The following is a 22322-nucleotide window of genomic DNA, read 5'->3' as shown; positions in this document are numbered from 1 at the left end:
ATCTACTGTTTCGTGCTTCCCGCTCCCGCGGGGCGGGGTCAGCGGAGTGATTCCCCCGGGGGCCGCTCGCGCAGCGCCCCGTAGGCGAGGAAGTAGGCGGGCAGCCGGTTCAGCCATCGCGATTCGGTGATCAGCTCGGTGAGCCGCTCGGCCCGCCGGGGATCGCCGAACGCGACGCGGCCGGACAGCAGCGGCTCGATGACCTGGGCGTGGGCCAGGCGCTGGAGACCCTGGGTCGCCACGGTCGTGGGCAGGCGGCGGCGCTGGACGCGACGTACGTCCCGGAGCCCCACGGTGCCGTCGCGCAGCGGTCCCACCAGATGGCGGGCCGCGGCCACCGCGTCCTGCACGGCGAGGTTGATGCCGATCCCGAAGACCGGTGACATGGCATGGGCGGCGTCGCCGATGCACAGCAGCCCCGGGCGGTGCCAGCGGCGCAGCCGGTCCAGCCGTACGTCGAGCAGCTTGACATCGTCCCAGGAAGTGACGGCACGGGCCCGGTCGGCCAGCCACGGGACGGCGTCCGTGAACTGGGCCATGAACGGCTCCAGGCCTTCGGCGCGGCGCCCGGCGTCGGACCCCTTGGGGATCAGCGCCGCACACTGCCAGTAGTCGCCACGGTCGATGAGCGCGACGAAGAGCCTGTCACCGATGCCTCCGACGAGCCCGCTCGGATCCTCCTCGTGGCGCGGAATCCGGAACCACCAGGCGTCCATCGGGCACGGGAAGTCCTCCAGCCCGAGCTCGGGCAGAGCCCTGGACAGCGATCCACGCCCGTCGCAGGCCACGGTCAGCGACGCCCTGAGCTCGCCGACGGCCCCGTCCGCCGTGCGGTACCGCACGCCCGCGACCCTTCCGCGCTCGACGAGGAAGGACGTCGCCTCGGTGTTCATCCGCAGGTGGAAGGAGGGCTCCCGGCGGGCCTCGTCGGCGAGCAGGTCCAGCAGGTCCCACTGCGGCACCATCGCGATGTAGTTGTACTTGCCGTGCAGCGCCGCGATGTTCCCGACCGTGACGAGGGACCGGTCCGGCCCGATGGGCAGCTGTACCGAGGTGACCCGTCGCTGCGGCAGCCGGGCGAACCGGTCCGCCAGCCCGATGTCGTCGAGCAGCGACAGGGTGGACGGGTGCACGGTGTCGCCGCGGAAGTCACGCAGGAAGTCGCCGTGCTTCTCCAGCACGGTCACCTCCACCCCGGCCCTGGCCAGCAGCAGGGCCAGCACCATTCCGGCGGGCCCTCCGCCCACCACACAGCAGGTGGTCCGTTCCACGGCAACCACGGCAACCAGTCCCTTCGCCCGCGTCGGGTAAGCCCCAGAGGACGTATACCGCACCCGCGGCGCCGACTGCGGTAACGGCGGCGACGCGCCCCGGGGAGGCGCGGGCCCGGGGCGCGCCGGCGCCGCCGGCCGGAAGAGGCTGCCGCGGGCGCCGGTCAGCCGGCGCTGCTGACCCAGACGCGCAAGGGGATCTCCGGTGCGGTCCCGGCCTGCTCCGCGAGGTTCGCCGCGTCCTCGGCGTCCTGCACCTCCTGTACCTCCTGCACCTCCTCCAGCGCCGACCAGGGGGTGAAGCCCGGCTCGCCGTCGGCCAGGAACCCCTCGACGATCGCGTCGAGGTCGTCGCACGCCACGTAGAGACCGCCGAACGGCAACGCCTCCGGGGGCAGGGAAGCGGTGGAGCACCGGAGCTGCCCGGCCTGTTCGTCGTGCCACACATAGAAGGTCGCTACTGCGGAATGGCCCGTTTCGCGGATGCGGCGGTGAATGCGGGCGGCAGTGCGATGGAAGGCGGACACCACCTCGGGCACGGTCAGCACCCCTTGGTCCGCGGAACCCATGCTCAGCAGCCAGGTGTTGGTCTCCACCTCCACTCGCCGGTCAGCGGGATTCAGGGTCAAGGGCTCGTCGGCCACTTCGGATATCCACGTCAACAGCACCGCAGAAGTATCACCCCGCACCGTCAGAGGTGGTCCGGGCACTCCGCGACGAAGCCCTGCGAGACCAGCTGGAACACGCCGTAGTCCTCACGCGCGGTCAGTCGGTCCGCCTCCTCGGTGGCCTCGATCAGCTGGGAGGTGGTCAGGTGCACGGCGGCCGTGAACACCCGCCCGACGTGGCGGCAGAGCGTCCCCGGGCGGAACTCCTCCGAGTACGGCTCACCGGCGAGTGCGAACAGATCGGGAAGGGTCCATGCCAGCGGACCGGCCAGGCAGACGAGTTGATGCCGCCGATGCCGATCGGGCTCCCACGGCGCCGTCACGATCATGTTCAACGTACTGCGGGACAGCCCCATGAAGGGCAGTTCGCGGACCCCGAAGCCGCGATTGCGGATCAGTCCGTTGAGCACGGAGCCGAAACCGGTCTCGGCGGGGCGGTAAGGCCCGGAGACCGGCTGGACGAAGGGTGCCGTGGCCGCGTGGCGCGGCAGCGAGCGGACGAAGGCCTCCAGCGAGGCCAGTTGTAGGTGGTTGCAGTGACTCGCGCGGAAGGCGAACTCCCGCATGACCCGGGGGTCGCGGTCCGGGGGAAGGAGTTCCGCCGGCACCGGGTGGCCCGCGACGACGAGTAAGTCGGCGGCGGGTATGTCGAGCTCGGCGGCGAGTTCGGAGAGTCGCTGCGGGGCGGTGCCGGTTCCGCTCGCGGCGATGTTGCTGAGAATGTCGGCCCGTTGCATGTGCATGGGAGGAAGTTAGCCCGTGGGCCACCGGATCCCCGGGCCGCCTCCGGCGAAGTCCTGATCCGTGTCCGGATGAGGCCGCACCGGTGGGCGTCAGTAGCGCAGGGCCGTGCCGGTCCGGGCCGTGACCGTGCCGGACAGCTTGTGCGTACTGCGGGCCGTCCCCTGCCCCGTGCCCTTGCCGGCCACGTTCGTGATCGTCACCACCACGGTGTCGATGAGATTGCCGGCCTCGTCCTTCAGCTCGACCTGTACGGCGAAGGACTTCGTCGCGTCGTCGGTGTTCTGCACCGTCACGGGAACCGTCGTGTACCCGTCGGCGTCGGTCGTCACCGGGCCCAAGGACGTCTCGTCCTTGGCGTCGACCCCGTCCTTCACCCCGGCCAGCTTGTCCTTGGCGACGGCCGCTGCCGATTCGGCGGCGCGCGAGGCCTCGGCGGCGGCCGACGAGACGGCTTCGCCGGCGGACTTCACCGCCGAAGCAGCGCTCGATACGGCACCGGACGGCGTGCCCTCGCCGTCCGAACAGCCCGCGGCGCCGAGCGCCACCGCCGACAGAACCACCACACCTGCCGCACCACGCATCCACGCGACCGCCGCCATCATGCCTCCACGGTGTTCCGGACGTCCGGACCTCCCAGTCAAAGGCCCGGCGGCCCGGATGCCCAATGGACCGGGCATCCGGGTGAGTGTGTACGGGCGGCCCCCGGAGCGCGGGAGGGGCTGGGGGCGGGATCCTCAGGGTCGTTGCGCGGTGAGGCGGTGTTCGTGGACGCGCAGCTGCAGGGCGGCGAGGTCCAGCAGGGGAGTGGCCACTCCAAGGGCGCGGGCGCGCTCGGTGAGGTCGGTCAGTACGTGGTCGGCCTCCGTCGGCACTCCGGCGACGAGATCGCGGTAGAGGGAGGGGGTGAGCGGGGAGCCGGGGGCGGTGACGGTCGAGCTGGTGAAGGCGAGCTCGGCGTCGGTCAACGGGTGACCGGCGGCCTCCGCCACCGCCCCGGCTTCGGCGACCAGGGCCGTCGCGAGGGCGGAGCCGCCCGGTACGGCGTTCACCTCTCCGACCGTGCCGCGCATCAGGCAGGTCAGCGAGACCAGCGTGGAGATGAAGACCCACTTGTGCCACATCGCGGAGACGATGTCCTCGGTCGCGGGCGAGGCGATGCCGGCCCCGGCCAGGACGGTACGGATCGAGTCCACGCGGGCCGAGGGACGGCCGTCGAGCTCGCCGGTCAGGATGACCGCGGGCGGAGCCATCCGCAGGATGTCGCCGTCCTCGCTCAAGGTGGTGACCACCTTCGCCACCCCGCCGAGTACCGTCCCGGTTCCGAGGCGCGAGACGAGCGTGTCGATGTGGGCGACCCCGTTGAGCAGGGGGACGACGGCGGTCTCCGGGCCGACTGCGGATCCGATGTCCGCGAGGGCCGCCCGCAGGGCCGTCGCCTTCACGGAGAGCAGGACCAGGTCGTACGGCCCGCCCGCGGCGTCGGCCGTCACCAGCTTCGGCGTGAGGCGGAGTTCCTCGCCCTGGCCCGATACGCGCAGTCCGCGGGCGGCGAGGGCCTTCGCGCGGGCCGGCCGGACCAGGAAGGAGACGTCCTGGCCCGCTGTGGCGAGCCGGGCGCCGAAGAAGCCGCCGACGGCTCCGGCGCCGACCGTGAGGATCCTCATGAGGGAATGCCTTTCGTGGGAGCAGAGCCGGTGCGCAAGCACACGTGCGGGGAGTTGCGGCCCGACGCGGCCGATACGGTCAGGTCAGGTCAGGTTCGGCCCGCACCGAGGGGGCTGTCCTCGGCGGGAGTGCGCGGGGAGCGCGGTGCGTACCGGGAGACCGCCACACCGGCCAGGCACAGCACCCCGCCGAGGAGGGTCAGCCAGGCCGGTACCTCGCCCAGGAGGCCCCAGCTCAGCAGCACGACGATGGCCGGGACGGCGTACGTGGTCGCGCCGAGCCTGCCGGCCGGCATGCGCGCCAGTGCGTAGGTCCACGTGGTGAAGGCCAGGGCGGTCGGCACCACGCCCAGGTAGAGCATGTTCAGGGTCGCGGACACCGGTGCCTTGGGGATTTCCGCGAGCAGTTGGCCCGTGAAGGGCAGGCAGGCGACCGTTCCGGTCAGGCAGGCGAAGGCGGTGATCTGCAAGGGCGTGCCGTAGGAGAGCGCGGGCTTCTGGGCGATGACACCGGTCGCGTAGGCGACGGCGGCTATCAGGCAGAGGCCGACTCCGAGCACCGAGGTGGAGCCGCCCTCGCCCGAGGACATGGACAGGCCCACGACCACCGCTCCCGCGAAGGAGACCGCCATGCCCACGAGGAGCCGCGGGGGCAGTGCCTCGCCGAGCAGGCGGGCCGCGAGCAGTGCCATGAGGATGGGCCCGGTGTTCACCAGGAGGGACGCCGTGCCCGCGTCGACCAGACGTTCACCCCAGTTCAGCGCGATCGTGTAGCCACAGAACCACACCACACCGGAGACCACGATTCCGCGCCATGCCTCGCGGGGAGGCAGGCCCTGACGGCGTACCAGGAGCAGGACGACGAGCACCAGCGAGGCGGCCAGCAGCCGGCCGAGGGCCAGGGCGCCGGGTGAGTACGCGGCCCCGGCGCTGCGGATGGAGACGAAGGCGGAGGCCCAGGCGAACACCGTGAAGGTGACGGCGCCGACCGTGAGGACGCCGGGCGGGATCGGACTCGAGCGGAACGTCATACGCCCACCCTACGACCCGAACATTTCGGTGTCGACCGAATTAACTGTTCTCCGGGTGGAAACCCGGGCCGCTCCACGGCGCCCCGCCCGGGCCTCGCCGCCCGGCTTCCCCCGTTTCCGTGGCCCCCTCCGGCTCAGCTCCACGACTCCGGCGTGAGGCCCAGCAGGTCGGCGAAGGCCCGCTCACCGGACCCGGTCACCTCCAGTGCCCGCCCGCCTCCCACCGGGCGCACCACCCAACCCTCGTCCTTCGCCCGCGCGCACAGGCGCGCCCCGGCGAGGCCGCCCAGGTGGCGGCGTCGCTCGGTCCAGTCCAGGCAGGAACTCGCCAGTCGTCTGCGCCCCTCGCCGGCGAGGCTGATGCCGGCCTCGTCGCACCAGGCCCGGCCGGCCTCCGTCAGTTCGAACACGTCCTCCGTACGCAGCAGCCCGCGCCGCTCCATCGCATCGGTCACCGCCATGCCGAGCCGCCCTGCGAAGTGGTCGTAGCAGGTACGGGCGCGGGCCAGCGGGTCCGGTGCGGCGACCACGGGCACGGCGTGCGCCGCGTCCCGGTCCGGAATCGCGTAGGAGGCGAGTTCGTCGAGCAGGCGGGCGGTCGCCCCGTCGGCGATCCGCACATAACTGTGGCGGCCCTGCCGCTCGGTCACGCAGATCCCCGCATCGAGCAGCCTGGTCAGATGACCGCTGATCGTGGACGGCGCCACCGAGGTGATCCTGGCCAGCTCGCCCGCCGTCCAGGCGCGCCCCTCCAGCAGCGTCATGCAGATCGCGGCCCGCGTCTCGTCGGCCAGGGCGGCGGCAAAGGCGGCCAGGAGGGCCGCGGGGGCCGGTCCGCTCGCGGGCGCCGGCCCGGGATGCATCTCGTTCATACGTCCAGGATGCCCCATGATTTCGGTAAACAACGAACAATCCGTGCGAGCTGAAAACGTGTGCGCAGGCGGGTCCTCTGTCGCGGCCCGGGTGCACCGGCCACACTGAGGGCTCCGGGGCAGAACGCCCCCGTCACGAGGAGGTGGTGGGGTGTTGTCGTCGGGTGACCCCACGGAGCAGAGCGCTCCCGTCGTACGGCCCGAGGTGTGGGAGACGTACGGGCCGGCCGATCTCAGCGCCGTTCCGGTATTCGCCGGAGGCTTCATCAACTTCGGTTATTGGAAGGCGGTCGACCTCGAACAACCTCTGTCCCAGGCCGACCGGATCCGCAGCGAGCGGGACCTCTACCGGCACGTGCTCGATGCCGCGGCCCCCGAGGGCGGCCGGGCGGTCGAGATCGGCTGCGGACTCGGCCTCGGGTGCGCCCTCGCACTGGAGGAGTACGGGCCCACGGCCATCACCGGCGTGGACATCCATCCCCACCAGCTCCAGCGGGCCCGGAAAGCCAACTCCACGCTCCTCGAGGCCCAGCCGAACCGGCTGCGCTTCGTACTCGGTGCCGCGGAGGACCTGCCGCTCGGCGACGGCGAGTTCGACTGCCTCTACAGCGTCGAGGCGGCCCAGCACTTCCCGGACCTGTCCGCGTTCGCCAGGGAGGCGGCGCGGGTCCTGCGCCCCGGCGGGCGGATGGCGGTCACCAGCTTCTTCACCGTCGGCGGTGCGCCCGAGCCCGCGAGGCGGCTCGCGGGGCTGCTCGACTCGTTCGCCAGCGGCCTGGACATCGCCCGGCCCGTGTCCCGCCTCGCCGACGCCCTCACCGAAGCCGGTTTCGCCGACGTCCGCACCGTCTCGATCGGCCCGCAGGTCTGGCCGGGCTGGGACCGCTGGCTCGCCCGCCTCTGGGCCCCCGGGACCTGGCCGCGGAACTTCCTGGCCGCCTGGGAGCAGCAGATCCTGGACTACTACCTCGTGACCGCCACCCGCCCGTAGCCCCGGCCCCGGACATGGGGGATTTCACGCCCGGATCCACCCGGGGGATCGTGTTGCTCACGGCCGACGCCGAGCTCTGAGGGTGCGAGCGGACCTGTCAGTGGCCCCGCCTATCCTTCCGGCATGTCAGTGAACATCGATCTTGCTTTCACCGTCACCGGCGTCGCCGACGAGCCGCAGGCCTGGGCGATCGTCCGCGCCCTGCAGGAGCTGATGTACGAGGAGGACATAGCCAACCAGGTCACCATCGGGGTGGCCGTGGACGACGACGGTTCGTACTTCGTCTCCGGGGAATCCGACTTCCCGCTCGGCATCTCCCGCTTCTACCTGTGGCAGCCGCACTTCGAGGGGGTCTTCGGAGTGACGGTCGGTGCGGTGGCGGCGGGAGCCAAGCCGGAGATCCGGTGGGGTTACCCCGACGAGGAGTACTGAGAGAGCGCCGTCCTCAACCGGTCGGCGGCGGTGGGGGACGCTCGGGCAGCGCCCAGCGGATCGCCCGGGTCACCGCGTGGCCGCCGGCGCGGGCGGCCACGGGCGGTATCCGGGCGGCCGCCGGAGCATCGGCGGCCACGGCCGCCTTGGCCCAGGGCGGCAGCAGGTCAACGGCTGCCGCCGCGAGCAGGGCGTACGGCAACCGGGCGGCTCCCGGCAGCGGGGGATCGGTCAGCAGGAACCGGGCGGTGTCCCGGGAAGCCGCCGTCACCCGCAGACCGGGCCGGTACCGCGCCATGAGCAGGGCCAGATCGCGTTCGCTCTCCGGCGGCCCGTCCGCACCCAGGGCGCGGGCCACGCGCGCCGTGTCGGCCAGGTACGCATCGCAGCCGGCGGCGTCCAACGGGCTCCGGCCGTAGCGCTGGTGGGCCCGCAGGAAGCAGTCCGCCTCGGCGATGTGCACCCAGGTCAGCAGCTCCGGATCGTCGGCCCGGTACGGTACGCCGTCGGGCGTCCGGCCCCGGATCCGCGCGTGCACCTCCCGTACCCGGGCCACGGCCGCCTCGGCGTCGGCGCTCGTGGCGAACGTGGTCACCGCGAGGAACGTACTGGTCCGGTGCAGCCGCCCCCACGGGTCGCCCCGGTATCCCGAGTGCGCCGCCACGGCGGCCATCGCCACCGGGTGCAGGGACTGGAGCAGCAGGGCGGCCAGCCCGCCGATGAACATCGATGCGTCCCCGTGCACCTGCCGCACCGGCCGGTCCGGTGCGAACCAGCGGGGACCGGGCGTCGTGTGGATCCGCGCCCTGTTCCTGGGCCCGTCCGGCCCGGCGACGCGCAGGAAGACCGCCTCGCCCGCTCGCCGCCTGATCCGCTCGACAGCCGTCGTCGCCCGTGCCATGGGCCCAGTATGTGCCGCGGCAGGGCCCGCGGTCGTGCGACGGCGGTCAGATGATGTGGATGCGTTCCAGGGCGCCTTCCGTGTCGCGGATCATCAGGTCGTTGCCCTTGGCGCGTTCGCGCTCGATGAACCCGAGCAGGAGCACCGCTCGGTTGATCACGTCGGACTTGCTGACGCCGGTCGCGGCCGTCAGCTCGGAGACGATGGTGACGGCCGGGGGGCACAAGGTCACGGAGTACCGCTCGCTGTCGGGGTGAAGGGGCAGCTGTTCCATGGCGAAAGCCTTCCTGTTGTTCACGTGGTACACCATGGTTGCACCAAAACTGCGCGGATGTGCACCGATTATGCGCTGTGGGGTCACCAAAAGGGCGCTGGGCCGCAGTCACGGCCCAGCGCCCTTCGGTGACCGACGGGATGTCCGGCCGGGGGATCACCGCCACCCGTGCGGGATGAGGCCGTAATAGCCGCCCAGCAGATTCCGGTAGTCGGTGTCCTGGAGGTGCTCGTCCCGTACGAACTCCGGGGCGTCCTTGATCTGTTCCTTGGTCAGCCCGACGTGGATCCGTTCCTCCTCCACATCGATACCGGTGACGGTACTCGCAGGGAGGAGGACTTCCTTGCCGAAGATCCACGGACCGGTGTCGACGAGCAGATAGGCGGATCCGACCTCGTCGGAGTGCTTGTCGACCTTGCCGATGGAGCCGTCGACCGCCTCCACCTTGAAGCCGGACAGGTCCACACCCTCGATGCGGCCAACGGTGATGCGGTAGGCCCAGGCGCTCTCTGACATGCGGGAAACAGCTCCCTTCATCGGTTCGTGTCCGTCAGGGCGCGCCTGCCCCGCGGCGCCGCGGCTACACGTTCACGTTCACGACGTCCGATTCGGGTCGCGGTGAGGCGGGTCGGGCTGCCTGTCGGTGTGAACTCCGGCGGGGCTCACGAGCACGGAGCTACGCTCCGCAGATGGAACGCGCAGAAGTACTCAAGCGAGTGATCGGGATCCTCACCGACGCCCAGGACATCCGCCGGGCCGCCGAGGCCGGGGACGACGGCGAGATCCCGGAGCCGACGGCCGGAGTGGCCACTCTGCTGCTGAACGAAATGCTGCCGTCCATCAGGGTGCCGGCCGACGCGACGCCGCAGCAGGTGGCAGCGCTCGTCGCGGAGGCGCTCGGCCCCGCCCTGCACACGATGGTCTCCGGCTTCAGCCTGGCCTTCACCAGCCTCGCCATGGTGCACGACAGCGGGCGGACGGACATCTCCTCGATCGGAGTCCTGCAGGAACTCGCCCTGGAGATCGAGGCAGGGACCTACGACGAGGGCCCCTGAGGGGTGTCCTGCCGATCACGCCGGGCTCGCGGGCTCCCTGATCCGGCCTGATCGGCGAGGCCCCCCCAGACCCGCGGCACCTCGCCGCTGCTCCCTGCCTCAACCGCAGCCTCTGCCGCCGCTTCGGCCCCTGCGGCTGGCTACCGCATCTGCCCCGGCGCCGCGGGCCCCGGCGCGACTACTCCGCGTCGTCGTCGGCCGTACGGGTCATCTTCCGTTCCTGCAGCTGCCGCAGTTCCTCCGGGCTCTTGCCGGAAACCCGCTTGCTGGCCTCCGGGTGCACGGGGTCCGGGCCGGGGTGCTCCTGCACCTGCTCCTCCCGGCCCTTGCCCGGCTTCTGACGCTTGTTCTCCATACCGCTCATGGCTGCCGCTCCCTCGCAGATCTCATGGACAGGGATTCCGGACACCCTCCGCCTACCCGCGAACGGCCCGGCCACCCTCCTCACACGACCCATCCTGGGGCGTCCGGACCCGAGCGGCCACGCGATGCGTCATCCGGCCCACCAGCGGGAAGGCGCCCCGCATGCCGGAAACGATCAGCAGTCTCGCCACCCGTGTCGCACGCCGCCGCCGCGAGCCGGTCGCCGTCCAGGCCCTGCGCTCCACAGCGGCGGCCGTGATCAGCTACGTCGTCGCCCTCCGCCTGAGCAGCGAGCCGCTCCCGTTGACCGCCCCCCTGACGGCCCTGCTCGTCGTCCAGGTCACGCTGTACTCCACGCTGACCACCAGCATCCGCCGGGTGAACTCCGTCGTCGTCGGCGTACTGATCGCGATCGGCTTCAGCGCGCTGGTGGGTCTGACCTGGTGGAGCCTCGGCCTGTTGATCCTGGCCTCGCTGGTCGTGGGCCACCTGGTGCGCGTCGACGAGTTCGTCCCCGAAGTCGCGATCAGCGCCATGCTCGTCCTCGGCGTCACCCAGGTCACGGACACCGCCTGGGACCGGGTGCTGGAGACGATCATCGGCGCGGTGGTCGGGCTGCTGGTCAACCTGCTGCTGGCGCCACCCCTGTGGGTCGGACCCGCCGGCGCCGCGATCACCGACCTCGCCGGGCGCATGAGCCGGCTCCTCGACCACCTGGGCGAGGACCCCTCCGGACCCACCAGGGTCGAACAGGCCGCGGCCAGGCTGCACGAGGCACGCCGCCTCGACAACGACATCGCCCAGGTCGACGCCGCCCTCCGGCAGGCCGAGGACAGCCTCCGGCTCAATCCGCGGGTCAAGGAGGGACTGCTCTTCCGGCTGGTGCTGCGCACCGGCCTGGACACGCTCGAGATCTGCGCGGTCGTGCTCCGCGTCGCCTGCCGGACCCTGACCGACCTGGCGAAGGCCCGCCCCGACGGTCCCCTCTTCGACCCCGCGACCGCGGCCGCACTGCGGCAGGTACTGCGCCACACGGCCATCGCCGTGGAGAGCTTCGCCCAGCTGATCACCGCGCAGGTCAGTGCCAACGCGGAAGAGGCGGAAGCCCGCCTGACGGGGGAGCTCGCCGTCGCCCGGGCCCACCGCGACCGGCTCGCGGTCCTGCTGCTGGCCTCCGCCCGCGAGGACCCCGCGCACTGGCAGCTGCGCGGCGCGCTGCTCACCGAGATCGACCGGGTCCTCGACGAACTGGGCGTGGACAAACGCTCGCAACGCCTCCTCGATGAACTCGACCAGCACGCCCGCACGCGGCGCACGGGACGACTGGCCGGGTGGCACAGGCGCTGGATGCCGCGGAAATCGTCCCCGCGGGACGGCGCGTGAGCGAAGGTGGGGACATGGTGCATGTACTGGGCAGCAGGATCCTGCTGTGCCCCACGGACCCCGAACGCTCGCGCGCCTTCTACGGAGACACCCTGGGCCTGGAGGTCTACCGCGAGTTCGGCACCGGCCCCGAGCGCGGCACGGTCTACTTCCTCGGCGGCGGCTTCCTCGAGGTCTCGGGGCGCGCCGAGGCCCCGCTCGCGCCGGGCCTGCGGCTGTGGCTCCAGGTGGCGGACGCGGAGGCGGCGTACGAGGAGCTGCGCAGCCGCAACGCCGAGGTACTGCGGCCTCCCCGGCGAGAGCCCTGGGGCCTGATCGAGATGTGGATCGCCGACCCGGACGGCGTACGGATCGCGGTCGTGGAGGTCCCGCCGGACCACCCCCTGCGCTTCCGGCCTTGAGGGGTGTACTGCCGGACTTCGCCGGAGTCGCAGCCATGACGTGACGCCGGTTCCGCCCCCGAGGGGGAGCGATCCGGGCCACCCGAGGATCGGAAGGGGGGATCTCCCAGGGGGCCGTGGGCCGCGTCGGGAGGCGCTGGCTAGGGTGCACTGCCATGGACGCTGCAGATCTCGACCGCCGGGCCCGGACGTTGTCGGGCTGCATTCCTCCACTCCTGGTGTCCCGGCTCCTCGAGCTCGGACACGAGCAGGAGGTGGAGTTCCAGGCCCGCCGTGGCGAATGGTTCTGCGCGCGGGAGTGGGCGCGGCTCCTCGGTGACCGGGGACGGCAAGCTCAGGCGCTGGAGGTGCTCGCACCGTACGTCGCCACCGGCTGGTGGCCGGCCGGGCAGGCCCAGGCGGAACTGCTGGAGAGCTGGGGGCGGGCAGCGGAGGCGATCGCGCTGGCCCGGCCGTACGCACGGGTCGGAGGGTTCAAGCTGGAGTTCCTCGCGCGACTCCTGGCCCGGCACGGACGCAGGGACGAGGCGGTCGGGCTGCTCAGCGCCGGAATCGAGGACCCGGCCCTAGCCACCGCACTGGTCGAGGTCACCGAGGGAACGGGCCGGGACGAGGATGTCGCCGCGCTCCTGGCCGCCCGGATCCCGGCCCGGCACCGGTGCGACGAGCCGTGGTGCTGTCGCGGACTCGACCCCGACACGGCGATCGGGCTGCTCGCCGTGATCCGTGAACGCCAAGGCCGCCTCGACGAGGCGATCGCCCTGCTGCGCACCCGGCAGGTCAGCTCCTCCGGCGGACGCGACCGGCTGGCGGACCTGCTGGCGAGGCACGGCCGGACCGGGGAACTGCGCGCGTACGCGGCGATCGAGGCCCACGGGAACGCCGCCCGGCGCCTCGCCGAGCTGCTGGAGGAGCGCGGTGACCTGGAAGGCGCGCTCGCCGTGTACCGGCAGCCGGACGGCCCACCGGCCGGCGGGCACCCCGATACGGTCGAACTGGCCCTGCTCCTGGCCCGGCACGGCCGTGGCGACGAAGCGATCGAGGTGCTGCGCACGCTCGCGGACGCACCCGGCGGCGCGGAGGACCGGATCGTCCACGCGCTGTGCACCCAGTACGCCGAACACGGGCGCGCCCGCGAAGGCGTGGCCCACCTCGACGCCCTCAGGGCGCGCCGCGGCGGCGAGGAGGAAGAGGACGTCTTCAGGGCGCGGCTTCGGCTCATGGCCGACTGCGGTCTGCTCGACGAAGCGATCGAGCAGGCGGGCGTGTACTCGGGGGAGGACCCCGGGTACGCGGCGGGCCTCATCGCCGACCTGCTCGCGGCGACCGGCCGGACCGCGGAGGCCGTCGCCATCCTCGAACAGCACGCTCCCTACCATCACACCGCCCTGGCGGGCCACCTCATCGAACTCGGCCGGGTCGAGGACGCCGTGGCACTTCTTCAGCAGCGCGAGGCGGAGCCCTTCGTACCCATCTGGTCCGGCACCTTCGACGCGCAGCCCAGGCCCTGACCCGCCGGAGGAATTCCCGCCCACCCGGCGGCACGCCTACCGGGCGGGAGGCCGCCCCTACAGGGTTCCCGCATCCGGCCAGTGGGACCAGTGGGTGTTCGGCGGGGCCGACGGCCGGTAGCGGCTCGGATCACCGGAGTCGAGAACGTCGGCGATCAGCCGGAAGGTTTCGTGGCGGCCGGGCGCGACGTCCCAGAGGTCCTCGGGCTGGCGCCATTCGTCGAGCCGCAGCAGCACGGGCAGGTCGGCCGGGACACCGGCAGCCCGTAGTTCGGCCTCGTCGGCCAGCAGAGTCCCTCTGTGTTCCGGTGCGAGCATTCGGAACACGTCCTGCAGAGGGGTTCCGGCCCCGGCGCCGACCGCCAGCGCGGTCCCCCGTACGACCACGGGTACCCCTCCGGCGAATGCTTCGTCCCCGTCGGGATCGATCTCATCCATGTTGTCGACCCGGTCCAGGAAGTCCCCGAACCCCGGCTCGCCGCGCGTCAGGCAGTTGCCGAAGCGGTACATGACGTCGGTGAGGTTGCCGGCGCGGGGGTTGTAGCCCAGCAGTTCGGCGACCACGGCCCAGCGCGTGGTGTCCGCGAACAGGTGGATCCGCGCATCGACCGGGTAGGAGTAGCCGTTGTCCAGGTCGGGGAACTCTCCCTTGTCCGCGCAGTGATCGAACTGTCCGAGGATCGATGAGGTCGTCATCACGCGCTCCACCCTAGTGACCCGTGCCGGAAGTTCTCTGCTGGATACGGCGTTCGATCCAAGCGGCCGTGGCCCGCTGGTCGGGAGGCCGGCCCAGACCGGGCGCGCGGCGATCTGCCAGAGGTTCTCTGACTCAGGTCACTGGTGCTGTGACCGGGAAGGGCAGGCCCTGACGCTTCACCGGCCGGTCTCGTGACCGGCAGGCGTCACCCGCGCCCCCGCGGTCAGGCCGTCACAACCGCAGCGTGCTGGGTACGGGCCCGCATGCGTGCCGCGTCCGCGCGCGGCGGCGCGCCGAACTGCCGTTTGTACTCACGGCTGAACTGCGAGGGGCTGTCGTATCCCACCCTGGAGGCGACTCCGGTCACGTCGTTCGGGCGACGGGCCAGCAGCAGCCGTGCCGCCTGCAGGCGGATCTGCTTCTGGAACTGGATCGGGCTCATCGCCGTGACCGACTGGAAGTTCCGGTGGAACGCGGAGACGCTCATCCCGAAGGACCGGGCCAGGTCTTCGACGCGGAAGGCCTCGGCGTAGTTGCCGCGGATCCAGCCCACGGCTCGGGTGATGTGGGTCAGGCCACTGTCCGCCAGACCGAGCTGCCGAACGGCTTCGCCCTGCTCTCCCGTCATCAGCAGCCACAGGATCTCGCGCTTGGCCAAGGGGACCAGCACCCGGCGGTCGCGCGGCCGATCCAGCAGGCGCAGCAGCCGCACGATCGCGTCGATCAACTCTGCCGGTGCATCGCTGATCGTGATCCCGGGCCGGACCGACCGGGTCGAAGGCGGCAGGTCGCCCGGCCCCGCCTGCAACATCAGCTCCGCGATGACGGCCGGCTCCAGCGTCATGCCGAAACCGAGTTCGGGTCCTTGGGCGATGCGTCCGACCACCGGCAGGTCGGCCGAGGCGACCAGGTACTGGCCGACGCCGTACTCGTACACCCTGTCTCCGAGCGCGAGCCGCTTGGCCCCCTGGGCGATGACCGCGAGCACTACGCCGGACATCGCGTACTCCGGCTCGGCGCCCGGTTCGGCTCGGCAGATCCGGACGCCGTCGATGGCCGTGCTCAGATCGGGCCGCGCATGGCGGCCCAGCAGGTCGCGGAGCTCGTCGAGGGACATGCCCCCATCTCACCACGCCGGCCGGCACGATCCCCCGCCTGGAGCAGGATCGTGCAAGGACGTGCGGAGATCGGGCGAGTTCCCGCGCGCCGGATCGGGGGGAGTGGCGGGGCGGTCCGCCGGGCGGCTACGCCCCGGTCCCCTGCTCCTCGTAGTGGGCTATCAGCCGGCCGCGGGCGATGGCGTGGAACCTCAGGTGGAATCCCACCAGGGCCGGCGTCGCGTCCGCATCCGGGCCCAGATTCTCCTGGTCGACGGCGTACACCGTGAACACGTACCGGTGCGGGCCGTCCCCTTCCGGAGGTGCTGCCCCGCCGAAGTCCCTGCTGCCGTAGTCGTTACGCACCTGCACGGCACCGGCGGGCAATCCTTCGAAGCCTCCGGTTCCGGCCCCCGCCGGCAGCTCGGCGACATCCGCCGGGATGTCGAAGACCGTCCAGTGCCAGAACCCGCTGCCGGTCGGTGCGTCCGGGTCATAGCACGTGATCGCGTAGCTGCCGGTACCATCCGGCCCGGCCGACCAGCCGATCTGCGGCGAGGAGTTGCCCTTCGCGTACACATGGGCATCCGGGAGGGGCCCATCGGCGGTCAGGTCCGTGCTGCTCACCGACAGCTCGGGCACCGGCGGGTGGAAGTCGTGCGGCAGCGGACGCCGTAGCACCTGATCACTCAACTTCTTCGTCCTTCTTCGTGTCTGTGCAGGGGTGTTGCCCCGGGGACCCGGGGCACGTCCCCATCGGAGCACGAATCCGGCGGGAGGCGGACGCCGCCGGGAGGATCATGCAAGAACGTGCGACCTTTACCCGGCACGCAGCGCTGGTGCCACGTCACGTGCACGATGCCGAGAGCCGGCAGCAGCGGCCCACGGGCGTCGGCCGCAGGACACAAGGCGCTCAACCCCCTCACCGTCAACGTCACCGGGAGCGGCGACCGGCCCCTCGTTCCGGCCGCGGGCGACATCCGGGCCTGGCGTGCCGACTGGAACGAGCGCCCACGGCCCTTCGCCCGGACGAAGGCCGCCGACGAGATCCTCGACAGAGTCGCCGCCGCATGCCAACGAATCTCTGACCCAGGTCCCTAACGAGCTCGTGCATGGTTGGCGGTGACGCGTCGAAGAGTGCAGGTCGGCCCGGTGGTCACTGTGGCTCGTTGAGCCTGCGAGTGGCGGTCTGCTGGTGTGAGCGCAGTCCGGCGATGGCTTGGATCGTGTCGCTCATGTGGTCACGGCGGCCGTGGTGGCGAGCAAGTGCCCGCCAGTTCTTGAGGTGTGCGATGCCGTGCTCGACTCGGATACGGCGTGAGGAGTGCGCCTTGCGCTGGCGCTCGTAGATCTCCTCGTACCACTCCGGCGGGTTCTTCTTGAACTTGCGGTGTGGTGGTGTCACGACGCGGGCGCCGGTCTGGGCGCCCAGGCCCTGGTAGCCGGCGTCGGCAAGGATCTCCACGGCCGGGCCGCCAGTCAGGTGCTTGACCAGGCCTAACTGCCGGGCGTGGGTGATGTCGGCACAGCTGGCCGGCTGGGCTGGACTGCAGAACAGGAGTCTGCCGCTGGCGTCGGTGAGGACCGTGGCCTTGACCGCGTTCTGCTTGTTCTTGCCGGAGATGAACTTCTCCCGGTCCTTGCGGCCGGCAGCGGGCGTGCGGACCCGGATCTCGGTGCCGTCGATGATCCCGGTCTGTCCGCTGGCGCCGAGGTGGTCGATGACCTCGGCGAGGGTGCGGAGCCGGATGCCGGCCGCGATGGTGCAGCCGCGGGCTGCGAGCAGGGGCCGCACCTCGCCGATCGCCCGGGTGCTTCCGTGCCGGTGTGATGAGAGGGTCCGTCGTCGGGCTTGTGGTGGCTGGTCGGTCGCGTGTTGTGGCGTTGCGTGGTTGGCGGTGGTAGACGGCGAGATCGTGGTGGAAGCCGATGGCGAGATCTCCGGTGGTGGTGAGCGCGATGCTCTGTGGGTCGTCGGTGAGGATTTTTGCGACGGCCCGGCAGGTGGTGAGGTCCCAGACCCGCACCGTGTTGTCTGCGCTGCCGGTGACGGCGACGGGTCGTCCGTCCAGTGAGGTGCACGCCACCGCGTACACGATGCCAGTGTGGCCGGTGAGAGGTTTGCCGACGGCCCGGCAGGTGGTGAGGTCCCCGACCCGCACCGTGCTGTCGGCGCTGCAGGTGACGGCGATGGGGCGGCCGTATCAATGTCAGTTGCTGTCTGTAGCATCCGTGGCCAGGTTAGTGACCCGTCCACCCGCAATAGGGAGGGACGGGGTCGTGAACGGGCTGCAAGGAGCGTGGGGCGATGGCGAACGCTACAAGGGCCGTCGGGCAGACGCAGGATTCCGACGACGAAGCCGCGCTGTTGCTGCCGTTGGCGTTCGCCGAAGGCAGGGGTCTGCCACTTGCCCTGTGGGTGGTCCTGGCACGTGCCCTGTCGGGTCACCCGTGGACGGCTCAGGACGTGAGCGTGTTCCGGGACCGGGCGGGCGAACTCCTGGTCGAGACTCAGACACCGGAGGGTGCGGCCTACCGGTTGCGTGCCCGGGAAGCCCGGTCGGGCGAGCAGCAGACGCAACGGGCGGTCACGAGCGCGTTGCTGGCCGAGGTGCCCCTTGACGGGGACAGCGGGCACCGCGACTGGCTGGCTGCCGCACCGTACATCGTCGACCATCTCGCCGCCCACGCCGCCGCGGCCGGTGCCCTGGACGAGATACTCGAGGACGCCGAGTACCTGGTGCACGCGGACCCGCGGGGGCTGCTCCGCGCGCTCAACATCCCGGGCTCGTCCCAGGGGACGGTGCGGCGGAGTATTTACCGAGCATCCGTCCACGTCCATGCCACCGTGAGCCTGCCCGAAAGGCGGGACATCCTCGCCGTTGACGCCGCTCGCCACGGTGAGACCGGCCTCGCCCTGGAGCTTTCTCGCGGCCGCCCGTGGCGGCCGCGGTGGGCGACCGGCACGATGGTTCATCCAGCGCTGCGCTTCACCAAGACGGGATTGGGCGTGGACGCCGCCGCGTGCACCATCATCGACGGGCGTCCCCACGCGGTGACCGGCTGCTACGACGGGAACGTCCGCGTGTGGGACCTGGTCGACGGAACCGAACACCTTGTCATCACCGAGGACGACGGGGTCTACGCACTGGACTGCGTCGAGATCGACGGGCGTCCCCATGTCGTCACAGGAACCTGCTCCGGCAGCCTGCGGGTGTGGGATCTGGATACCGGGGCCGAGCGGTTCGCCCTCGGAGGTCACAAGGGCTGGATATACGCGGTGGGCTGCACGGTGATCGACGGCCGGCCGCACGCCGTCACTGCGGGAGAGGACTGCCTGGTCCGGCTGTGGGACCTGGTCGACGGGTCGGAACGTGCGCGGATGCCCGGCCACACCGAGGAAGTACGAGCGGTGGCGTTCTCCGAGGTTGCCGGCCGGCCCGTGGCTGTGACCGGGGGCTATGACAACACGGTGAGGCTGTGGGACCTGGAGGACGGCGTCGAGCGGGCCGTGCTCACCGGTCACACGTCGGCCGTCTACTCGGTGGCCTGCACGGTGATCGACGGCATCCCCCACGCCATCACCGGGGGCGGCGGGGAGCACGCGGCACGGGTCTGGTGCCTGACCGACGGCTCGCAGCGCGCGGTGCTGGGCGGGCACACCTCGTGGATAGCTGCCGTGAGCTGCTTCGAACTTGGTGGACGCCCCCACGTGTTGACCGCCGGTGGTGACTGCACGGTGCACGTGTGGGATCTGACCGAGGACACGGAGCGCGCCGTCCTGACCGGACACCACGGCTATGTGGACGCGCTGGCCAGCACGGAGATCGACGGGCGCCCGTACGCTGTGAGCGGCGGCCATTCCGCGCCCCCGCGCGTATGGGACCTGGGTGACGCCGCCCTGCCCGCGGGACACAAGGGCCACACCGGGACCGTGCAGGCCGTGGACGCCGTGGAGATCGACGGCCGTCCGCACGTCGTTACCGGAGGCGACACCACAATACGGGTCTGGGACCTGGCCGATGGGACGGAACGAGGCACCCTGCCCCACGGGCACCGTGTGGAGGCGCTGGCCTGCACAACGGTCCACGACAGCCCCTACGCTGCGGTCGGAGGCTGCTGCGGCGTCACCCGGGTCTGGGACCTTGCCGCAGGTACCGGGCTTCGGGACCTTCCCGGACCCGACCGCCGGGTGGAGACCGTGGCGTGGGCGGACGTCAACGGCCGTCCCTACGTGGTCACCTCCGACCAGGACCGCACCATACGCGTGTGGGATCTGGACGAGGACGTGGAGCACCCGCTCCACAGCGACCGCACCCGGTCGGCGGTGCGGGCCATGGAGCCCATCACCATCGACGGCCGCCCCCACCTTCTCACGGGCAGCGATGACGCCGCACTGCGGCTGTGGAGGCTCACGGAGAAGGGCCGACGCGTCACCACCACCGTCCACACAGGGCACCACTGGATACGGGCACTCGCCGACACCGTCCTGGAGGGCCGTCCCCACGCGCTGACCGTGGGCGGGAACGACAGCGCAGTACAAGTGTGGGATCTGACGGACGGCACTCTGCGGTCCACCCTTGCGGGACACCCGTCAGGAGTTCTCGCGGTGGCCTGCACTACGCGGGACGACCGTACGGAGGCCATCACCTTGGACGGCAGCGGTACGGTCCACGTCTGGGATCTCGCGCCGGCCCGGCTCCGGGAGAAGGTCGCGCTGCCGACGCGGGCCCAGTGCATGACCGCCGTCGGCCAAGGTCTCGTCATCGGCATGGGCGACGACGTGGTCGTACTTGACCGCAATTGCTGAGGCAGGGACGGGGTGGACGGTGACGCATGCCGTTACCGTGCCGCATAAGCCCCGCAGGGCGCCTGTGACGGGCCCGCTGCGCCCCTCGGATGGATGATGCGATGGCCGTCCTGCAGGGCCGCCTCCGGCTGGTCTGGCCGACCCTGGAAGAGGGGCCGACAAGCCGTGAGGGAGGTCCCTGTGATGCTCAGGCCGCCGGTGGAGCCGATGCTGGCGCAGGCCGCGGAAGCCGTGCCGGGTCCGGCGGCTTTGCGGGTGGGGGTGGCGTATGACGGGACCACGCGATCTTCTCGCCGACTTGGAGGGCCGAAGTCCACCGTCGCGAGGCCGCTGCTTCTCCGCCTGCCGCCACGGCCTATGTGAGCCAGGCTGTGGGGCTGTTTTGCATCGCTGCCGACGCTGTGCAGGGTCCCCAGGTTGCATACGACGGTCTCCCGCTGGTCGGGAGGGACATGGCGGAGCTGGAGAGCGACGCAATCGCCTATGCCGAGGCGATGGACGTGAAGTTTCGCATCATGCCCGAGGGCTACGCAGCACCGGATGATCCCGGGATCGTCATGCGCGCGCAACGGGTCGGGGAGGTCATCCGATCGCGTCCGCTCTTTATGGTGCCGCGCGATGGCGCGCATACCGAATGGGACTCGTTGCCCTCCGAGAAGTACCACTTCAACAGCTGCCCTCCGAGGAGTACCACGCCAACGAACAGTCCATGGTCCAACATGGCGTGACCCATGACGGGGGGAAGAAGAGAGACGCTCGGGTAACGCTGCCCGCCGTTCGAGGACGGGTTCGGGCGCCGGCTAGTGCACGAAGTCGAGTTCCTTGATCACATTCGTCGCTGAGGTTCGTGCAGACGGGCGCTAATACTGCCGGTGTTTGCCGTGACGATTGGGCAGGTCGGTTGGTGGTCGGTTCGTGGGCGGGGAACATGGGGACGCCCGGTTGTGGGCTGGTGAACTGAAAGCTCTGCATGAGCGGTTCGTACACCGTTTCGCCAGGTCGGAGCCGCGGGAGTCGGCTCTCGCGTATATGCGGGGGCTGATCGCTCCTTTGGAGCGGAAGAACGGCTGGACGCTTGCGGAGGAGGCCGGGTATGCGGGTCCGGACCGGATCCACCGGCTGCTGAACCGGATCGACTGGGACGCGGATCAGGTCCTGGACGATGGGCGGGACTACGTCGTCGAGCATCTCGGCGACCCGGGAGCGGTGCTGATCGTGGACGACACGGAGTTTCTGAAGAAGGGTGTCCGCTCGGCCGGCGTCCAGCGCCAGTACTCCGGAACCGCCGGGAGGACGGAGAACTCCCAGATCGGGGTGTTCCTCGCCTATGCCGGCGGCCGTGGCCGCACGTTGATCGACCGCCGCCTCTATCTGCCCACGTCATGGACCGATGACCGCGATCGGTGCCGGGCCGCCGGCATCGTTGACACGGTCGGCTTCGAGACGAAGGTGGTGATGGCCAAGGCCATGGTCCGCCGGGCGATCACGGACCGGATCCCGTTCCGGTGGGTGACCGCGGATGCCGCCTACGGCTTCTCCAAAGGCTGGCGCACGGAACTGGAGCGGGCCGATGTCTTTCACGTCATGGCCACCACCCGGCACGACACCGTCGTCACCCGCTGGGCCATCGACCACCCCGTCCACGACCTGTTCCCGGGGCTGCCCCGGCAGAAGTGGAAGCGCCGTTCCTGCGGGGAGGGAGCCCACGGCTCGCGGGTCTACGACTGGGCCAGGGTCGAGGTCCGTCCCTGGCATCGCGAGGACCGCCGGCACTGGGTGATCGCCCGCCGCAGCGTCCGACGACCGGACGAGATCTCCTACTACATCGCCTACTACCCGGCCGATACCACACTCGACGAGCTGATCCGTATCGCCGGTGCCCGGTGGGCGGTCGAGGAATGCTTCCAGAGCGCGAAGCAGGAGTGCGGCCTGGACGACTACCAGGTCCGCCGCTACGACGGCTGGCACCGCCACATGACCCTGGCCATCGCCGCCCATGCCTGCCTCACCGTCCTGCGGGCCCGCGAAATCGACACCGGGAAAGCAGAAACGGATCCTCCCAGCTCATACCCCTCACCCTTCCCGAACTCCGACGCCTGATCCACTACCTCACCCGGCCCCGCCCGAGCATCGACCACGTCCTGCACTGGTCACACT

General features: G+C 71.1%; 24 protein-coding genes and 1 pseudogene. 9 read left to right on the top strand and 16 right to left on the bottom strand.

What is annotated here, in order from left to right; genetic code table 11:
• Positions 1 to 38: 38 nt before the first annotated feature.
• From OG444_RS01635 to OG444_RS01605, 7 genes are all read right to left on the bottom strand, one after another.
• Positions 39 to 1271 (bottom strand): FAD-dependent oxidoreductase, encoded by a 1233-nt coding sequence (locus OG444_RS01635; protein WP_327260343.1) that lies wholly within the window; start codon positions 1269 to 1271, stop codon positions 39 to 41.
• A 164-nt stretch (positions 1272 to 1435) separates the two neighbouring features.
• Entirely contained in the window at positions 1436 to 1915 is a 480-nt protein-coding gene (locus OG444_RS01630; protein ID WP_327260342.1) for a hypothetical protein, read from the bottom strand.
• 47 nt (positions 1916 to 1962) lie between these two features.
• Complete coding sequence (locus tag OG444_RS01625) at positions 1963 to 2682, bottom strand: hypothetical protein (protein ID WP_327260341.1); 720 nt, start codon at positions 2680 to 2682, stop codon at positions 1963 to 1965.
• Between the two features lie 90 nt (positions 2683 to 2772).
• A complete protein-coding gene (locus OG444_RS01620) occupies positions 2773 to 3285 on the bottom strand; it encodes a hypothetical protein (RefSeq protein WP_327260340.1) in 513 nt (170 codons plus the stop codon).
• A 132-nt stretch (positions 3286 to 3417) separates the two neighbouring features.
• Positions 3418 to 4347, bottom strand: coding sequence for a 2-dehydropantoate 2-reductase (locus OG444_RS01615; RefSeq protein ID WP_327260339.1), 930 nt, complete (start codon positions 4345 to 4347; stop codon positions 3418 to 3420).
• Positions 4348 to 4436: 89 nt separating this feature from the next.
• Positions 4437 to 5378, bottom strand: a complete 942-nt coding sequence (locus OG444_RS01610) for a DMT family transporter (protein WP_327260338.1) — start codon at positions 5376 to 5378, stop codon at positions 4437 to 4439.
• A gap of 134 nt (positions 5379 to 5512) precedes the next feature.
• Positions 5513 to 6241, bottom strand: a complete 729-nt coding sequence (locus OG444_RS01605) for an ArsR/SmtB family transcription factor (RefSeq protein ID WP_405792498.1) — start codon at positions 6239 to 6241, stop codon at positions 5513 to 5515.
• A 160-nt stretch (positions 6242 to 6401) separates the two neighbouring features.
• On the opposite strand from OG444_RS01605, the gene OG444_RS01600 reads away from it, so the two are divergent.
• Both OG444_RS01600 and OG444_RS01595 read left to right on the top strand, forming a co-directional pair.
• Positions 6402 to 7241 (top strand): class I SAM-dependent methyltransferase, encoded by an 840-nt coding sequence (locus OG444_RS01600; RefSeq protein ID WP_327260336.1) that lies wholly within the window; start codon positions 6402 to 6404, stop codon positions 7239 to 7241.
• A gap of 123 nt (positions 7242 to 7364) precedes the next feature.
• Positions 7365 to 7673, top strand: a complete 309-nt coding sequence (locus tag OG444_RS01595; RefSeq protein WP_327260335.1) for a hypothetical protein — start codon at positions 7365 to 7367, stop codon at positions 7671 to 7673.
• Between the two features lie 13 nt (positions 7674 to 7686).
• Here the strand turns inward: OG444_RS01595 and OG444_RS01590 are convergent, their stop codons facing one another.
• From OG444_RS01590 to OG444_RS01580, 3 genes are all read right to left on the bottom strand, one after another.
• The gene (locus OG444_RS01590) at positions 7687 to 8574 is read right to left on the bottom strand and encodes an oxygenase MpaB family protein (protein ID WP_327260334.1); all 888 of its coding nucleotides are present in this window, start codon (positions 8572 to 8574) and stop codon (positions 7687 to 7689) included.
• Positions 8575 to 8620: 46 nt separating this feature from the next.
• On the bottom strand, positions 8621 to 8872 hold the full coding sequence (locus OG444_RS01585; RefSeq protein WP_327260333.1) for a hypothetical protein: 252 nt from the start codon (positions 8870 to 8872) through the stop codon (positions 8621 to 8623).
• Between the two features lie 132 nt (positions 8873 to 9004).
• Positions 9005 to 9364 carry a PRC-barrel domain containing protein gene (locus OG444_RS01580; protein ID WP_327260332.1) on the bottom strand — a complete coding sequence of 120 codons (360 nt, stop codon included), beginning with the start codon at positions 9362 to 9364 and terminating at the stop codon, positions 9005 to 9007.
• Between the two features lie 173 nt (positions 9365 to 9537).
• Between OG444_RS01580 and OG444_RS01575 the strand changes: the two genes are divergently transcribed.
• A complete protein-coding gene (locus OG444_RS01575; RefSeq protein ID WP_327260331.1) occupies positions 9538 to 9903 on the top strand; it encodes a hypothetical protein in 366 nt (121 codons plus the stop codon).
• Between the two features lie 178 nt (positions 9904 to 10081).
• On the opposite strand, the gene OG444_RS01570 is transcribed toward OG444_RS01575, so the two are convergent.
• Positions 10082 to 10267 carry a hypothetical protein gene (locus OG444_RS01570; RefSeq protein WP_327260330.1) on the bottom strand — a complete coding sequence of 62 codons (186 nt, stop codon included), beginning with the start codon at positions 10265 to 10267 and terminating at the stop codon, positions 10082 to 10084.
• A 161-nt stretch (positions 10268 to 10428) separates the two neighbouring features.
• On the opposite strand from OG444_RS01570, the gene OG444_RS01565 reads away from it, so the two are divergent.
• The 3 genes from OG444_RS01565 (at position 10429) to OG444_RS01555 (ending at position 13561) form a co-directional block, all read left to right on the top strand.
• Complete coding sequence (locus tag OG444_RS01565) at positions 10429 to 11649, top strand: FUSC family protein (RefSeq protein ID WP_327260329.1); 1221 nt, start codon at positions 10429 to 10431, stop codon at positions 11647 to 11649.
• A 14-nt stretch (positions 11650 to 11663) separates the two neighbouring features.
• Entirely contained in the window at positions 11664 to 12050 is a 387-nt protein-coding gene (locus OG444_RS01560; RefSeq protein ID WP_327260328.1) for a VOC family protein, read from the top strand.
• Positions 12051 to 12205: 155 nt separating this feature from the next.
• The gene (locus tag OG444_RS01555) at positions 12206 to 13561 is read left to right on the top strand and encodes a tetratricopeptide repeat protein (RefSeq protein ID WP_327260327.1); all 1356 of its coding nucleotides are present in this window, start codon (positions 12206 to 12208) and stop codon (positions 13559 to 13561) included.
• 57 nt (positions 13562 to 13618) lie between these two features.
• Here the strand turns inward: OG444_RS01555 and OG444_RS01550 are convergent, their stop codons facing one another.
• The 5 genes and pseudogenes from OG444_RS01550 to OG444_RS01530 form a co-directional block, all read right to left on the bottom strand.
• Complete coding sequence (locus tag OG444_RS01550; RefSeq protein WP_327260326.1) at positions 13619 to 14257, bottom strand: DUF7003 family protein; 639 nt, start codon at positions 14255 to 14257, stop codon at positions 13619 to 13621.
• 224 nt (positions 14258 to 14481) lie between these two features.
• Entirely contained in the window at positions 14482 to 15375 is an 894-nt protein-coding gene (locus tag OG444_RS01545) for an AraC family transcriptional regulator (protein WP_327260325.1), read from the bottom strand.
• 127 nt (positions 15376 to 15502) lie between these two features.
• Positions 15503 to 16048 (bottom strand): YbhB/YbcL family Raf kinase inhibitor-like protein, encoded by a 546-nt coding sequence (locus OG444_RS01540; protein ID WP_327260324.1) that lies wholly within the window; start codon positions 16046 to 16048, stop codon positions 15503 to 15505.
• A gap of 463 nt (positions 16049 to 16511) precedes the next feature.
• Positions 16512 to 17150 carry a transposase family protein gene (locus OG444_RS01535; protein ID WP_327260323.1) on the bottom strand — a complete coding sequence of 213 codons (639 nt, stop codon included), beginning with the start codon at positions 17148 to 17150 and terminating at the stop codon, positions 16512 to 16514.
• Between the two features lie 229 nt (positions 17151 to 17379).
• Positions 17380 to 17517 (bottom strand): annotated as a pseudogene (locus OG444_RS01530) (WD40 repeat domain-containing protein); the annotation flags it as partial.
• Positions 17518 to 17663: 146 nt separating this feature from the next.
• Here OG444_RS01530 and OG444_RS01525 point away from each other — a divergent pair.
• From OG444_RS01525 to OG444_RS01515, 3 genes are all read left to right on the top strand, one after another.
• Positions 17664 to 20165: a WD40 repeat domain-containing protein gene (locus tag OG444_RS01525; RefSeq protein WP_327260322.1), complete on the top strand. Its 2502-nt coding sequence runs from the start codon at positions 17664 to 17666 to the stop codon at positions 20163 to 20165.
• Positions 20166 to 20617: 452 nt separating this feature from the next.
• Positions 20618 to 20893 (top strand): hypothetical protein, encoded by a 276-nt coding sequence (locus OG444_RS01520; protein WP_327260321.1) that lies wholly within the window; start codon positions 20618 to 20620, stop codon positions 20891 to 20893.
• A 187-nt stretch (positions 20894 to 21080) separates the two neighbouring features.
• Entirely contained in the window at positions 21081 to 22265 is a 1185-nt protein-coding gene (locus OG444_RS01515) for an IS701 family transposase (RefSeq protein ID WP_327260320.1), read from the top strand.
• The last annotated feature ends 57 nt before the right edge of the window (positions 22266 to 22322 follow it).

The sequence above is a fragment of the Streptomyces sp. NBC_01232 genome, from assembly GCF_035989885.1.
Classification (GTDB): Bacteria; Actinomycetota; Actinomycetes; order Streptomycetales; family Streptomycetaceae; genus Streptomyces.
Note: the sequence above shows the minus strand (reverse complement) of the source record. Positions and strands in the feature narration are given on the sequence as shown.

Coding starts and splice junctions, on each gene's coding strand:
- OG444_RS01625 (WP_327260341.1), bottom strand. CDS start 2,682: ATGCACATGCAACGGGCCGACATTCTCAGCAACATCGCCGCGAGCGGA.
- OG444_RS01620 (WP_327260340.1), bottom strand. CDS start 3,285: ATGATGGCGGCGGTCGCGTGGATGCGTGGTGCGGCAGGTGTGGTGGTT.
- OG444_RS01615 (WP_327260339.1), bottom strand. CDS start 4,347: ATGAGGATCCTCACGGTCGGCGCCGGAGCCGTCGGCGGCTTCTTCGGC.
- OG444_RS01610 (WP_327260338.1), bottom strand. CDS start 5,378: ATGACGTTCCGCTCGAGTCCGATCCCGCCCGGCGTCCTCACGGTCGGC.
- OG444_RS01605 (WP_405792498.1), bottom strand. CDS start 6,241: ATGCATCCCGGGCCGGCGCCCGCGAGCGGACCGGCCCCCGCGGCCCTC.
- OG444_RS01595 (WP_327260335.1), top strand. CDS start 7,365: ATGTCAGTGAACATCGATCTTGCTTTCACCGTCACCGGCGTCGCCGAC.
- OG444_RS01590 (WP_327260334.1), bottom strand. CDS start 8,574: ATGGCACGGGCGACGACGGCTGTCGAGCGGATCAGGCGGCGAGCGGGC.
- OG444_RS01580 (WP_327260332.1), bottom strand. CDS start 9,364: ATGTCAGAGAGCGCCTGGGCCTACCGCATCACCGTTGGCCGCATCGAG.
- OG444_RS01575 (WP_327260331.1), top strand. CDS start 9,538: ATGGAACGCGCAGAAGTACTCAAGCGAGTGATCGGGATCCTCACCGAC.
- OG444_RS01570 (WP_327260330.1), bottom strand. CDS start 10,267: ATGAGCGGTATGGAGAACAAGCGTCAGAAGCCGGGCAAGGGCCGGGAG.
- OG444_RS01565 (WP_327260329.1), top strand. CDS start 10,429: ATGCCGGAAACGATCAGCAGTCTCGCCACCCGTGTCGCACGCCGCCGC.
- OG444_RS01560 (WP_327260328.1), top strand. CDS start 11,664: ATGGTGCATGTACTGGGCAGCAGGATCCTGCTGTGCCCCACGGACCCC.
- OG444_RS01555 (WP_327260327.1), top strand. CDS start 12,206: ATGGACGCTGCAGATCTCGACCGCCGGGCCCGGACGTTGTCGGGCTGC.
- OG444_RS01550 (WP_327260326.1), bottom strand. CDS start 14,257: ATGACGACCTCATCGATCCTCGGACAGTTCGATCACTGCGCGGACAAG.
- OG444_RS01545 (WP_327260325.1), bottom strand. CDS start 15,375: ATGTCCCTCGACGAGCTCCGCGACCTGCTGGGCCGCCATGCGCGGCCC.
- OG444_RS01525 (WP_327260322.1), top strand. CDS start 17,664: ATGGCGAACGCTACAAGGGCCGTCGGGCAGACGCAGGATTCCGACGAC.
- OG444_RS01520 (WP_327260321.1), top strand. CDS start 20,618: ATGGCGGAGCTGGAGAGCGACGCAATCGCCTATGCCGAGGCGATGGAC.